This is a genomic window from Paenalcaligenes sp. DL 309 (assembly GCF_057475285.1).
The window spans coordinates 137,013-150,415 of record NZ_JBYBKW010000002.1; the positions used below are offsets into that span (position 1 = coordinate 137,013).

Consider the following 13,403-nt stretch of genomic DNA (forward strand, 5'->3'; position numbering starts at 1 on the left):
TATAGCACCCCTATATACATAGGTACATAATGAAAAAATATGACTCATTTTAATAATTTGCCCTATATAGATGACTTTATTGCTGAACTAGAACAACAGGGCTTATCCAAACACACCTCAACGGCTTATAGACGTGATTTATCGTTGTACCTACAGTGGCTGCCAAGCAAGGAGATACTGCAAGTAAGCAGTGAAACAATAGATCAATGGTTAGATAAAAGCCATGATACGGTATCTATTAGCACTATCAACAGACGCATTGCCACCTTAAGGAAGTTTTATCAATGGGCAACAGGAGCAGGTCATATTACCCATAATCCCGCTAGCCATTTACGTACTATTAAAAATCAAAAGGTGCAGCAAGACCCCATTAACTCCGAACAAGTGAGCGCTTTGCTGAATGCTCCTGATGACAGTACTCCTTTGGGTTTACGCGATAAAAGTATGTTGGAGTTACTCTATGCCACAGGGATGCGTGTCAGTGAGTTAGTGGATTTACAGCTTAGCCAACTACAATCTGAACAGCAGTTACTACGGGTCATGCACCCAAATCAGCAAGCTGAACGTCTTATTCCTTTGAGTCCGGAGACCTTTGCTTGTTTAGAGTTGTATTTATTACGAGCACGGCCATTAATACTGAATAATCGTCAAAGCGATGCGTTATTTGTCAGCACGCATGGCTCGAAAATGACACGCCAAGCCTTTTGGCTTATTGTTAAAAAATACGCCCAAAAAGCGCACATTCCTAACACCCTCTCTCCTCACAGCCTGCGTCATGCCTTTGCCACGCATTTATTAAATAACGGCGCTGATTTAAAAATCGTGCAATTATTATTAGGTCATAAAAACCCAAGTACTACGCAGATATATAATCACATTACGCGTGAGCGTTTAAAGAAATTACATGCAGAGCATCATCCAAGGGCTTAATCCATAAGCAATTTAAAATCTTTAACAGATTAAAACTCTGCTTTGCTAAGGATTTGTTACAATAGCCTGCTACGCACCCAGCTCTTTTTATAATTCATATTTATGCCTATCACCCACTTAGACTGCTTAAACCTCGCCCATTGGCTACATAATTCTGCTGCCGAAGATGGTAGAGGGCCTATTTGTTTTGCTATGGTAGATGCCCAAGGGGATTTAATGTGGTTCGAGCGTATGGATAATGCGCCGGCACGCGCGGCAGATATAGCTATAGCTAAAGCTTACACCGCCTTACGCATGCGCAGCTCCACCACTGAGTTTCATGAGCGTATAGTCCGTGAAAAACTAAGCGTTCAAGATTTCATGGATCATAAATTCACGGCTATCCCCGGCGGCTCTCCCTTATTTACTGCTGACGGCACCATAGTGGGGGCTGTGGGTATTAGTGGCCGCGATATTAAAAGTGATCAAGACCTAGCTGATGCAGTGGCGTTTTATTACAGCTCGCTTTAGTTACTCATCTGCCCCTTAATCAGATCCTGAAAACTCATGGGTTTAGCGGGCAGTTCAAAAGTGGATGCAGGTGGATCCGCTTTTTCAATTGATTCTACGTAGAATTGATCCCCCACCTTTAGCATCCCGTGTTTATTATTAGGTAAAGCATCTAAAAACCGCTGCATACTCTTTGCTCCAGTCATTGCACTGATTGAATTGAGGTAGGCGTACGTCATTTCTACTACTAAGGGGTTATCCGTTAATACGGCAGTAGCCGATTTCTGGCTGCCATTTGCTTCGGTCCAAGTCATATCATAGATCTGACCATTAATGCCGGCTACCGTTTCATTGGCTTTAGTAGGTTTAATCGAATCAATACCACCAAAGGGATCGTCTTTACTCTCTTTGCCACTCATTGCTTGAACCATGGCAGCCATACTTTCCATATCCATAACCATGGTTTCACCACCCTCTTGATTTATGGAATAAGCTTTCCCACCCTGCATAATTAAATAATGTGAAGGATCACCAAAATCCATACGCAACGTATCCGTATCACTCCAAACAATGCTTATTTTGCTTGATTCTTCTTCTATGGTTTGCCCTGCAATTTGCATAGATTCAGCACTTGAAATCAAGGTTGCTTTGCCTCCTGCAAACACAAGACTGGGTAGTAGTAATAATGGGGCTACCGCTAATAAACTACGGTTATTCAATCCCTTAGATTTAGTTTGATGACGCATGACTGTCTCCTTTAGAATACTTTTTCAAAGCATAGCATAGGACTGACAGGTTAACGGCCCAGCCGAAATCCTATTAACCACTTAACCATTATCAGGACAGAAAATCCATGACTGAAGCCGCGGCAACTACTCGGATCAATCAAGACCTCATAAATAAATCCATCTGATACACGTGCAACCCCTTCCTAGATATAAGCTACTTGCAGGAGTTGGCTTATGCATAAATTTCTCAAACTAGATGCGCTTAAGGCCAAACTAGACAGTTATGGACCTTTGGATTCTCACATATCTTTGCGCCTTACTGGTGGGCGTTGGGGATCTCAAAGGATTGAGAGCGCGGTGTAGATGTATTTAAACACTGGCGGCCCCAGCAGCCGCCTTAAGCCAATCTAACCCAATTCAATAAAGATTAAAAAACCTAATAAAATCAGTACACTAGCTAAGAACTAGCCCAACAGAGTCTTATGGAACCCAACTCTATCCAATTAAAAATGGCATACCAGATGGCATACTGGATGGTACACTCAACCATCTACATCCATCAAGATTTCTATCATCTATGGCCATACTCAGAGACACCCAAGCACGCAACATTACACCTGACAGTAAAAACCTCCCGCATGGCGGTGTAGTAGGCTTAGCGCTCCATCCTTCTAAAACAAAAGGACAAGGTAAATGGGTACTACGTTACGTTAGCCCCAGTACAGGCAAGCGCCGTAATGCGGGCTTAGGCACGTATCCAGCGGTAGGTATAGCGGATGCTGGAAAAGCCGCTTTTGAAATGCGTGAACAAATTACAGCTGGAATTGATCCCTTAGAAGAAAAAGCTAAGCAACTCGAAAAGCTAAAAATGCCAACCTTCGAGGAAGCAGCTACTACACTGCATGCTGAACTACTCCCCTCATGGAGAAACTTTAAACATGGGCAACAATGGATTCACACCATGCAGCAGTACGTATTTCCCTTTATCGGCGATCTATTCTTAGACAAGATAGAACCACGACATATTGCAGATGTACTACGCCCTATTTGGTTAGAAAAATCACCCACTGCCAGTAAACTAAAACAACGCACTCATGCCGTTATGGCTTGGGGCTGGGCTCATGGTTTCTGTGTATCAAATCCTGTGGATGTTGTGGAGCATCTACTGCCTAAGCAAGAAAAGAAAAGTATTAGTACTCAGCACCTCCCCGCTATGCCATGGAAAGACATCCCAAGATTCATTGAAAAGCACATAGCCATCAATGACAAAAGTAATGTCACTCGCTCAATATTAGAGTTTTTAATTTTAACCGCTTGCCGTTCAGGTGAAGCGCGTGGTGCTAGATGGTCTGAGATTGATTGGGAGCAACAAGTATGGAGTATTCCCGCAGAACGCATGAAGATGAAAACTGCCCACCGTGTGCCTTTAAGTGATAGAGCTATCGCCATACTGAAAAACCAACGAGGCTTACATAAGGAGCTTATATTCCCTTCGCCTCAAGCCCGAAAGGAGCTATCGGATATGACCCTAACACTTTTTCTAAGACGAAAAAATGCCCCAAGCAGCACTGAAGGCAGAGTAGCTACTGCACACGGTTTTAGATCTAGCTTTAGGGATTGGTGTAGTGAAAATGGCTACCCTAGAGACTTGGCTGAGCGTGCCTTAGCTCATACAGTGCAAAATAAGGTTGAAGCCGCCTATCACCGTACAGACTTATTAGAGCAGAGACGGCCTATGATGCAGGCGTGGTCGGATTTTGTGACGGGTGCAGCTACGCAATCAGTTGGCGATGAGCTTGAGCAGTTATTTATTCAAAGGGTGTCTAACTGCCCCCCCTCTCAGTAAGCTAAGAGCGATATTTGGTTAACTTTTCAGCATCCCATAAAACCTTTATAGGGTTTCCTAATTAGGAGACTAGAACTCTGTTTAGTATTATGAATATTTTTACATATAACCTTGAGTAAAAGGAAACCATTTTTAAGACGGATAATCGTTATAGCCTAATTTCTCTGTAACGATTGTCACATACTAAATAAAAAGGGTTGTTCACATTTAATTTGCTTTTATTTACAAAGATAGGATTATGAAAAGAGTATTTGGTGAAATTAATGGAGTTCAAGTAGGTGATATTTTTGATAGTCGTAAAGAACTAGCTCAAGCTAGAGTCCATCGACCTCTTCAAGCGGGGATTAGTGGGAGCATCAAGGATGGCGCTGATTCAATTGTCCTCTCTGGCGGTTATGAAGATGATGAAGATTTTGGTAACGAAATTATCTATACAGGAGAAGGCGGTCGTGACGAAAAAACAGGTAGGCAAATAGCTGATCAAAAGCTAAAAAGAGGGAATCGAGCGTTAGCTATTAGCAAATTGGAAGGAAAGCCAGTGAGAGTCATTCGAGGTTACAAGCATGTAAGTGATTATTCACCTGAACAGGGCTATCGATATGCTGGCTTATATAATGTAGATGATTATTGGTATGAACAAGGACTGTCTGGCTATAAGGTCTGGAGATATAGACTTCGCTCTATAGAAGCTCCTGATGTGTATGTTAATACAGTTGAGTCAGAGCTATTCGAGTATGGACCAACTCAACGTACAGAAGTGACAGTTCAAAGGATTGTACGTAACAGCAATATAACAAAACAAGTTAAAGACTGGCACCAAGGGCAATGTCAGATATGTGGATTAGTTATTCAAACAGAAGTTGGACCCTACTCAGAAGCTGCGCATATAAAGCCTTTAGGTAGACCTCATGGCGGGCCTGATGTGACAGAAAACCTACTCTGTCTGTGTCCTAATCATCATGTGATGTTTGATTATGGCCTTATCTCCATTAATGATGACTTTACTCTTAATGGTATCGATGGAGTTCTTAGGACAGTGCCAAATCATAATATTTCTCTTGAGTTTATTACTTATCATAGAGAGCATTATGCAAAAAACGAATAATACATTACCTAAGAAAAAATAATGAATAAGGCGATATTGGCGAATGTGAGGCTGTAAATTAAATTGTGTAAAAGCGATTGATTGACATCACCTTAATACGAATTCATTCTACGATTTTCAAGTCTATGATTCCAGATTATTTCACTCACATATCACTCCTTTGACTAAGCCACCTTATTGTGGTGTGGCTTTTATTTCTTTTCTTATACCTTATCGCCCGATGCCTCACCCGCATCGGGCTTTTTTACGTCTTGGAGTTTTCTCATGCAAATACAACCCTTACCACAACAGACCACCTACCGCCCCGCCTTACGTTTAATCGATACTAAGTCCATTACCCATGACGAGTGGTTAGATGTACGTAAGCAAGGCATAGGTAGCAGTGATGCGGCGGCAGCGATTGGCCTCAACCCCTACCAGTCTCAGCTGGAGCTGTGGATGATTAAGACAGGTAGAGACACCGCCGCTATGCCTAGTGAAAGTAGTGCTGGCTATGCACCGATGCACTGGGGCAATCAGCTGGAACCTTTAGTGGCGAAGCAATACCAAACCCATACAGGCAATCGCGTTAGACGAGTGAATGCCGTTCTGCAACACCCTGATCCCGATAAAGCATGGATGCTCGCTAACATTGACCGCGAAGTCGTGGGTACGGATGAAGTACAAATACTTGAATGCAAAACGGCTGGGGAGTTTGGCGCACGGCTATGGCGTGATGGCGTACCGGAGTATGTGCAGATACAAGTTCAGCATCAGTTGGCCGTGACAGGGAAGCAAGCCGCGGATGTGGCGGTACTGATGAATGGGCAGGATTTACAGATTCATCGCATTGAACGGGATGAGGCCCTAATCACTAAACTCATTGAATTGGAAGCGAAGTTCTGGCACTACGTACAAACCGATACGCCACCCCCTGCCGATGGCTCTAGCTCGGCCTCTAAGGCCCTACAAGCGCTTTACCCAAGCGACGACAGCACTGAGGTTGACTACAGCGAAGACAGCCGCATGTCGGCCTTATTTGGCGATCTGCAAAGCGTACGTGCTGAACTAGATAAATACAAAAAGCTCGAAGATCAACTCAAGCAGCAAATCCAAGAAGCCATGGGCGCAGCCAGTAAAGCGCAGTTTGAAACCGGCTCGGTGACATGGCGACGCAGTAAAGACAGCACCGTCTTAGATACCAAACGTCTCTTAGCCGATCATCCTGAACTACTCACCCAATATAGCTTGACGCGCTCAGGGAGCCGTCGCTTTTTAGTGCAAGGCTAGTCACTCTCACCTCATTTTCAATGAACGGCATAAAGCCAGCCCGTCCTAAATGGATAGGCTGGCTTTTTATGTTGCTTTTATATTTAAGGACAAACCATGATCAAAGGCTTAATGATTACCCCACCCACACTAGGCCGTATTGCTATCGGTCGTGTAGTGGAAAAGAAAGGCAAACGCCTACCCGAAAAAGACGATCAATTCACCATCACTAGCCAAGTACAAACCAAAGACGGCTGGATTCCTCACCCCTTGGATGAGACGTTACGTGACGGCAATAAAAAGCTACGTACCATTCCGATCCGTCTGCTCTTCAATGAGCCTGAGCTCAATCTACGTGCTGAGTACAGTATGTTTGATCGCGCCAGTGGCCGACCTTTATGCGTAGGTAACGGAGAAACCTGTAAGCGCTATACCAACAGCGGCATGCAGACCTTAGCTTGCCCCTCCCCTGAAGCTTGCGACATTGCTCAAGGTGGTCACTGTAAGCCGTATGGTCGCTTGAATGTACGTATTGAAGGTGAAGCCGAAGATGAGTTAGGAACGTTTATTTTTAGAACCACCGGCTACAACAGCATCCGTACTTTAGCGGCTCGTCTTAACTACTATCAAGCGGTATCGGGTGGGCTCTTAGCTTGTATGCCGTTAGAACTACGACTGCGCGGTAAAAGTACCACCATGAGCTATCGCTCTGCCATCTACTACGTGGACATGACCATTCGTGACGGACTCAGCCTAGAGCAAGCCATCAGTGAAGCCAAAGCGCTCCATGAGCAACGCCTACAAGCCGGTTACGACCAACGCGCCTTAGATGACGCCGCACGGCTTGGCTTTAGTAATGGGGCCTTTGAAGACAGTAATGAAGAATCGGCGGAAGTGATGGAAGAGTTTTATCCAGAGCAAAGCAGCTCTTCACCTCAGACCAATGAAGCTGCTACGCAGTCTTTAGCCTCAAAGCTGAACGCTATCACCATCCCATAAAAGGAGCCATCACATGATCCGTAATGCCTTAGCTGTTGTTGGTCTAGTTGTTGTTGCACGTAAGGCGTATCAGCACTACGTGTACGTCAAAGAGCTAGAAGAAAGAAAGGACTGCATCCGCTTTCCTCACGATTAACCCAAAATTTAACTACTACCTATAGCCACCCTTCGCGGTGGCTTTTTTACGTCTAAAGGAACTACATCATGCGTTATCATAAACTCAAAGCCAGCGATCAGGCGGGCATGTACATCATGGAATCCACGTTGGTTTCTGAAGAAGATATTTTAACGATGGCTAAGCAGCTCTCTCGTAAGCGTCTCAGTAAAGGGAGATCGCTTACTAGCCCTGCGGAAGTGAAGGCACACATTCGCACGTTGCTACAGGACTATGAGTATGAGGTTTTTGCGGTATTACTATTGGATATTAAGCACAAGATCTTAGGCTTTCATGAGCTCTTTAGAGGCACGCTTTCCTCAACAACCGTCCATCCTCGTGAGCTAGTGAAGTTAGCTCTAGAGCATAATGCCGCTGCCATGATCTTTACTCACAATCACCCTTCCGGTGATCCAACGCCTAGCAGTGCCGATGTGGAAATGACAAAGGTGCTGCAGAAGGCATTGGCCTTAGTAGATGTGAATGTGTTGGATCATATTGTGGTGGGGGCTAAGGGGGTGGAGTCGTTGGCGGAGTTGGGGGAGATGTAATGGAAAAACCACCGAGGCAAGGTGACTTGCTTTGGTGGTTACATCTCCAAAATATCTATTTTTTTTAAAGCTATTATTTAGAACGAATTTACTCATTACGCAATCGAACCCAAAGTTCACTAATGCGAATCTCAGTTATGCTTAACAAGCAGAGTGCGCTACGCTCTAAATGATCCGGCGAGCTGAGATCGTGAGCATTTATAGGGCATGCGGTATCACGATCTTTGATCCATTGTCTCTGAGAGTTTCTTAAGCTGTCAGCTGCAGACGAACCAAGCTCTTTGCGTAAATCTCGATATATAGTACCCATAATCCCATCTGCCTTACTGAGTTCAGGAATAAAACATATAAGTAATTCAACTGGTTTTTTCGCATTAGAGCAATTAAAACTTGGTTGATTAACATGACTATACGTAAGCTCATAACTATCTGGGCGTCTATTGGGAAAGGAAGGCTTAGTTTCTTTTGACTCTACTTTAGGTAGTGGCTGTTCGACTTCACGCATACTGTTTATTTGAGATACAGCTTGCTTCCAACCATTGGTAATGGCCGCAAGTCTTGCGGACTTAGGCGGGTGCGTCATACTACCTGCATCTGATGATAATAATTTTATTGCTGTTTGCGCATCATCTAAACTACCACCAAGCATAGCTACAACATATCCAGAATATTTATCAGCCTCTAGTTCTATAGAAGGTCTACTACCGCCTGCCTGTAACGTATGCCCTTGCAGGTGATGACCTATCTCATGCGCAAGAATACTTATTGCAGCCCAATCAGTTCTGGTTCTTTGTTTAACACGCTCCATAAAATCTTGACTATACAAGATGATACGATCAGATCCTTCGTTATTATTTGCCTTAACAACTGCTGCAGCATTAGGTATATTTGCTGCCATCAATCTAAAATTAGGTTCCAGTCCGGATCTATGTAATATTTTTTCAACAATCTCCTGCGCTTCATCGTCTGGTTCAAAACCATAAATATCATCTAAAAACACTAGCTCACTGTCATAGTTACAGGTGGAATATAAATCAAGGTCTAGTTTCTCTACTGAGAAAACATGCGGACTCCAAAATAAATAGAAGAGACATAAAACAGGTACAACAAATCGATTAAGCATAATCATTTCCTATATACTCCACCCATTCGACAACACCTCCGCCTGCTCCAAGATCAATTCAATGGCCTCTGGTGCTTGATCTGGCGGGTAGCGATAACGTTGTAAAGTTCTACGCACCAGTATCCGTAGTCGGGCACGTACGCTTTCTCTTACCTGCCAATCCACAGTCGTAGAAGTACGCAACTTTTCCGTCAGCTCAACGGCAATCTTTTTTAAGACCTCATCGCCTAACTCACGCGCGGCACTTTCGTTATTCGCCAGAGCATCATAGAAGGCGATCTCTTCAGGGCTTAAGCCTAAGGCTTCATCGCGTGCTAGCTCGGCTTGGAATTGCTTGGCCATAGCGATCAGCTCTTCAATGACTTGAGCGGCTTCAATGCCACGGTTGTTGTACTTGCGTAGGGTTTCTTTTAGGCGGTCGCTGTATTTTTTTTCTTGAACTACGTTGCTTCTAGTGTTGGCGCGGATAGTATCTTGGAGTAGTTTTTCTAATAACTCCACCGCGAAGTTTTTGTAAGGCATTTGCTTTACGTCTTCAAGGAACTCATCCGACAGCAAGCCTATATTGGGTTTATCTAAACCACATAAAGCAAAGACATCGTCCACCCCTTCCGCCACGACTGCATTATCTAAGATCTGCTTGAGTACCGAGTCTTTTTCAGATTGGCTAATTCGTTGGTCCACGTTTGTGCTTTTACTGATAGCGGCTTTAACGGCAGAGAGAAACGCAATCTCTTTGTGATACACCTGCGCCTCATCCAAAGTGTTACAGAGTGAATAGGCTTTGGTTAAGGCAAGCACGGCATCTAAGAATCGTTTCTTACCGTCTTCCAAACCTAATATATAGTTTGCCGTAGGAAGCAGTAAGTCTTTGGCATTCTCTTCAAAACCACGGTAATCAAAACCCGTACTTTTCGGGCCTTTGGCAAACATGCCATGAATTACATCCAGTTTTTCAAGCATCACGGCATACGCCTCTTCAGCGCTATGCGTGGGCTCGCCTCTGCCTTTAGAGTCGGTATAGGTCTTTAAGGCGGCTTTTAGCTCACTTGCCAGACCAATATAATCCACCACTAAGCCACCTGGCTTATTCTTGAATACACGATTTACACGGGCGATAGCTTGCATGAGGTTATGCCCTTTCATGGGCTTATCGACATACATGGTGTGGCACACTGGCGCATCAAATCCCGTCAACCACATATCACGCACAATCACAAGCTTTAGTGGGTCACTGGGGTCTTTAAAGCGTGCTTCTAGGCGTTTTTTAGTTTGGTTATTGTAGATATGGGGCTGCAATAACGGCTTATCAGCCGCAGAGCCTGTCATCACCACTTTAATCGCACCTTTTTCGGGATCTGTGTCATGCCACTCAGGGCGTAACGCCACAATTTCATTATAAAGATGCACACAAATCTCTCGACTCATTGCTACGATCATGGCTTTGCCTTCCATGGCTGCCTGTCGTAATTCAAAGTGCTGCACCAAGTCAGCGGCGATCTGTGCTAAACGCGGCGTAGAGCCCACGAGTTTTTCTAAACGGCTCCATTCCCCCTTCGTTTTCTCACGGTCACCTACATTCTCTTCCTCTTCTACAATCTCATCCACTTGCTTGGAAAGCTCATCAATCAGCGCATGGTTAATATCTAACTTAGCCAAACGAGATTCGTAGTAGATCGGTACGGTGGAACCGTCCTCGACGGCATCTTGGATATCGTAAATCGAGACATAATCACCAAACACCGCACGGGTGTCTTTGTCTTCATTGGCAATGGGTGTGCCGGTAAAACCTATGAAGGACGCATTTGGTAGCGCATCACGCATGTGCTTGGCATAACCAAAGGTATAGGTGCCGTCTTCTCTTAATCTGGCCTTCAGTCCATATTGGCTACGGTGGGCTTCATCGGAAATCACCACGAGGTTATGGCGCTCATTGAGAATGGGGTGATCGGACTCCCCGTCTACTAAAGCAAATTTCTGTACGGTAGTAAAAATAATGCCGCCGGACTCGCGCTCACCCAGTAAGCGACGTAAGGTATCTCTGTCATCGGCTTGTACTGGGTCTTGTTTTAGTAGTTCTTTGGCAGCACTAAAGGTGGCAAACAGCTGGCCATCTAAATCATTCCGGTCTGTGACCACCACAATGGTGGGGTTATTCATTTCAGGCTGCTGCAATAGCATACCGGCATAACAGCACATAGAAATACTCTTACCCGACCCTTGCGTATGCCACACCACCCCTGCCTTTTTACTGCCCGGACTCACCTCAGAACCGTAAGTCGCACGGCGTTCATCCAATACAAACTGCGCTGGGTTTTGCGCTGCAATCACTGTGGCTTTGACGGCTTCTAATACCGCATGGAATTGGTGGTACCCGGCAATCTTTTTAATAAGCTGGCTGGAATCCGTCTCAAAGATCACAAAATATCGAATATAAGTCAGGAATAGCTCCCGATCAAAAAAGCCCCGCACCATGGTTTCTAATTGCCACTCCAACAGCGGCCTGTCATCTTCGTGCTTAATAGTGCGCCATGGCATGAAACGCTCTTCAGAGGCCGTCAATGAGCCCACGCGCGCGTTATAGCCATCGCTAATGACAATGGCTTCGTTATAACTAAACAGCTCTGGGATTTCGTCTTTGTAGGTTTGAATTTGATTGTAGGCATCCCAAATACCGACATTTTCAGCAGAAGGGCTTTTTAACTCTAAAACAGCCAAGGGAATGCCATTGATAAAACATATAATATCCGGGCGACGTAGTTGCCTACTGCCTTGCAAAGTGAATTGATTGATGGCGCGGAATCGGTTTTTCTCCACACCATTGAAATCAATTAAAAAGGCATTGTCGTAAACTACCTTTTCATCCACCTTGTACTCTACCGGCACACCTTCTAAGAGCAGTCGATGGAAAGCACGGTTACTCACTACTGTATCTAGGCTTTCTGGTTTACGGACGATGGCGATGACCTGATCAACGGCACTGTCGGGTAGATGGGGATTAATGCGACGTATGGCGGCTTCTAAATCCTTTAACAGCAAGGCCTGCCTATAGTCAGTACGCTCTGGCGCAGCACCATCTGGTGCAATATCCAAACCCTGCGCTACCTCCCAGCCCCCTTGCCCAAACCACTCTAAACACATCTGCTCTAATTGATCTTCGGTCATGCCCCTATGTCCTTATTCGTTTGACTAAACTCGCTGTGTACCGTAATATTATAGGTAATATGACTGACGCCTCTGCACCCTGTGTACGCGTCAGTTCTCATTTCTACTGCCAAATATCCCACTCTTCCCAACCCTCTATAAGTCCAAAATCTGCCAAGCTTGTAGCGCTTGAAGGCACATTAGGAAACTCGTCCACAAGCAATGCTTTAAACCTCTGCCCCCACAATGAACGTGGGCAAATAGTTCGTAATAGTTGCTGCATAAAACAAAAATACAAAAACGGCTTATTATTTGGCATGCTTGGCCACCCTTTAGGAATAGGGGCTAGCTCTAAGACGTTAATATTCCAAAGACGACTATGGTGAGCGGACACGTTACGGATAAAGTTCAAACTACGTAACCAACTAGCAAACGCTTTACCATTGACTGCGCCATACTTATCGGCAATTTTTTTCTGGTCGTTAAACTGCATACCTGCAAACAGCTTAGACAGTAAACCAAAGTCCCACACCTCAATGGCTGCCCAAATGGGCAGTTCGCCGCCGTATACCTTTTTATGGTGCTCAACAAACGGCTCACGTCTTGATCGGGAAAGCTGCTGCTGGTACTTATCTAACCATATTTGATGCTCAGTTCTGCCCGCATTAAAGCCCTTTTTTAGGGGTCTTTTTGTAAAGTTACCATGCAAGCACGTGGGATTCTTATGAGCACAGGGATCATACTTTCCAAGCAAATGGGCCACATCCACTCGCACAGCTAATTCAATACGTTCTAAGGCATCTAAAGCGAGTAGACGCAGCTTGGCGTCAAAGATATACAGCCTAACGACATCCTCAAATCGACTACCTTCTACAAACCGATCCAAACGTACTGGTCTTTTTTCTCGTGCAGAAGCAACTTTATCTATCACACGCATGGGATACCAATAACCACTAAGCCGGTAATAACCAATCCGCGCCAAATACCTCAACGCCGCCTCATCATCCTCCACCTGCAAGCCACGGCTTTTCAGGATTTGGAGTTGATCAGGAAAGGATTGCCAGGGTTTAACTGAATTCATTTATT

General features: G+C 44.8%; 11 protein-coding genes. 7 read left to right on the forward strand and 4 right to left on the reverse strand.

What is annotated here, in order from left to right:
• Positions 1 to 39: 39 nt before the first annotated feature.
• Both AC2UZJ_RS03340 and AC2UZJ_RS03345 read left to right on the forward strand, forming a co-directional pair.
• Positions 40 to 930: a tyrosine recombinase gene (locus tag AC2UZJ_RS03340; protein ID WP_486948706.1), complete on the forward strand. Its 891-nt coding sequence runs from the start codon at positions 40 to 42 to the stop codon at positions 928 to 930.
• 102 nt (positions 931 to 1,032) lie between these two features.
• On the forward strand, positions 1,033 to 1,440 hold the full coding sequence (locus AC2UZJ_RS03345) for a GlcG/HbpS family heme-binding protein (RefSeq protein WP_486948707.1): 408 nt from the start codon (positions 1,033 to 1,035) through the stop codon (positions 1,438 to 1,440).
• On the opposite strand, the gene AC2UZJ_RS03350 is transcribed toward AC2UZJ_RS03345, so the two are convergent.
• A complete protein-coding gene (locus tag AC2UZJ_RS03350) occupies positions 1,437 to 2,165 on the reverse strand; it encodes a hypothetical protein (RefSeq protein WP_486948708.1) in 729 nt (242 codons plus the stop codon). The genes AC2UZJ_RS03345 and AC2UZJ_RS03350 overlap by 4 nt on opposite strands.
• 559 nt (positions 2,166 to 2,724) lie before the next feature.
• Here AC2UZJ_RS03350 and AC2UZJ_RS03355 point away from each other — a divergent pair.
• The 5 genes from AC2UZJ_RS03355 to radC all read left to right on the forward strand — a co-directional run bounded on the left by AC2UZJ_RS03355 (position 2,725) and on the right by radC (position 8,050).
• Positions 2,725 to 3,993: a tyrosine-type recombinase/integrase gene (locus AC2UZJ_RS03355; RefSeq protein ID WP_486948709.1), complete on the forward strand. Its 1,269-nt coding sequence runs from the start codon at positions 2,725 to 2,727 to the stop codon at positions 3,991 to 3,993.
• A 238-nt stretch (positions 3,994 to 4,231) separates the two neighbouring features.
• Complete coding sequence (locus tag AC2UZJ_RS03360; protein WP_486948710.1) at positions 4,232 to 5,098, forward strand: YDG/SRA domain-containing protein; 867 nt, start codon at positions 4,232 to 4,234, stop codon at positions 5,096 to 5,098.
• A gap of 264 nt (positions 5,099 to 5,362) precedes the next feature.
• Positions 5,363 to 6,367: a YqaJ viral recombinase family nuclease gene (locus AC2UZJ_RS03365; RefSeq protein WP_486948711.1), complete on the forward strand. Its 1,005-nt coding sequence runs from the start codon at positions 5,363 to 5,365 to the stop codon at positions 6,365 to 6,367.
• Between the two features lie 96 nt (positions 6,368 to 6,463).
• A complete protein-coding gene (locus AC2UZJ_RS03370; RefSeq protein ID WP_486948712.1) occupies positions 6,464 to 7,345 on the forward strand; it encodes a recombination directionality factor in 882 nt (293 codons plus the stop codon).
• A 204-nt stretch (positions 7,346 to 7,549) separates the two neighbouring features.
• Positions 7,550 to 8,050 (forward strand): RadC family protein, encoded by a 501-nt coding sequence (radC, locus tag AC2UZJ_RS03375; protein WP_486948713.1) that lies wholly within the window; start codon positions 7,550 to 7,552, stop codon positions 8,048 to 8,050.
• An 88-nt stretch (positions 8,051 to 8,138) separates the two neighbouring features.
• Here the strand turns inward: radC and AC2UZJ_RS03380 are convergent, their stop codons facing one another.
• The 3 genes from AC2UZJ_RS03380 to AC2UZJ_RS03390 all read right to left on the reverse strand — a co-directional run bounded on the left by AC2UZJ_RS03380 (position 8,139) and on the right by AC2UZJ_RS03390 (position 13,398).
• Positions 8,139 to 9,173: a lysozyme inhibitor LprI family protein gene (locus AC2UZJ_RS03380; protein WP_486948714.1), complete on the reverse strand. Its 1,035-nt coding sequence runs from the start codon at positions 9,171 to 9,173 to the stop codon at positions 8,139 to 8,141.
• Positions 9,174 to 9,182: 9 nt separating this feature from the next.
• Positions 9,183 to 12,338: a type I restriction endonuclease subunit R gene (locus AC2UZJ_RS03385; protein WP_486948715.1), complete on the reverse strand. Its 3,156-nt coding sequence runs from the start codon at positions 12,336 to 12,338 to the stop codon at positions 9,183 to 9,185.
• Positions 12,339 to 12,441: 103 nt separating this feature from the next.
• Positions 12,442 to 13,398 (reverse strand): Abi family protein, encoded by a 957-nt coding sequence (locus AC2UZJ_RS03390; RefSeq protein ID WP_486948716.1) that lies wholly within the window; start codon positions 13,396 to 13,398, stop codon positions 12,442 to 12,444.
• Positions 13,399 to 13,403: the final 5 nt, after the last annotated feature.

Coding starts and splice junctions, on each gene's coding strand:
- AC2UZJ_RS03350 (WP_486948708.1), bottom strand. CDS start 2,165: ATGCGTCATCAAACTAAATCTAAGGGATTGAATAACCGTAGTTTATTA.
- AC2UZJ_RS03355 (WP_486948709.1), top strand. CDS start 2,725: ATGGCCATACTCAGAGACACCCAAGCACGCAACATTACACCTGACAGT.
- AC2UZJ_RS03380 (WP_486948714.1), bottom strand. CDS start 9,173: ATGCTTAATCGATTTGTTGTACCTGTTTTATGTCTCTTCTATTTATTT.
- AC2UZJ_RS03370 (WP_486948712.1), top strand. CDS start 6,464: ATGATCAAAGGCTTAATGATTACCCCACCCACACTAGGCCGTATTGCT.
- AC2UZJ_RS03345 (WP_486948707.1), top strand. CDS start 1,033: ATGCCTATCACCCACTTAGACTGCTTAAACCTCGCCCATTGGCTACAT.
- radC (WP_486948713.1), top strand. CDS start 7,550: ATGCGTTATCATAAACTCAAAGCCAGCGATCAGGCGGGCATGTACATC.
- AC2UZJ_RS03360 (WP_486948710.1), top strand. CDS start 4,232: ATGAAAAGAGTATTTGGTGAAATTAATGGAGTTCAAGTAGGTGATATT.
- AC2UZJ_RS03390 (WP_486948716.1), bottom strand. CDS start 13,398: ATGAATTCAGTTAAACCCTGGCAATCCTTTCCTGATCAACTCCAAATC.
- AC2UZJ_RS03365 (WP_486948711.1), top strand. CDS start 5,363: ATGCAAATACAACCCTTACCACAACAGACCACCTACCGCCCCGCCTTA.
- AC2UZJ_RS03340 (WP_486948706.1), top strand. CDS start 40: ATGACTCATTTTAATAATTTGCCCTATATAGATGACTTTATTGCTGAA.
- AC2UZJ_RS03385 (WP_486948715.1), bottom strand. CDS start 12,338: ATGACCGAAGATCAATTAGAGCAGATGTGTTTAGAGTGGTTTGGGCAA.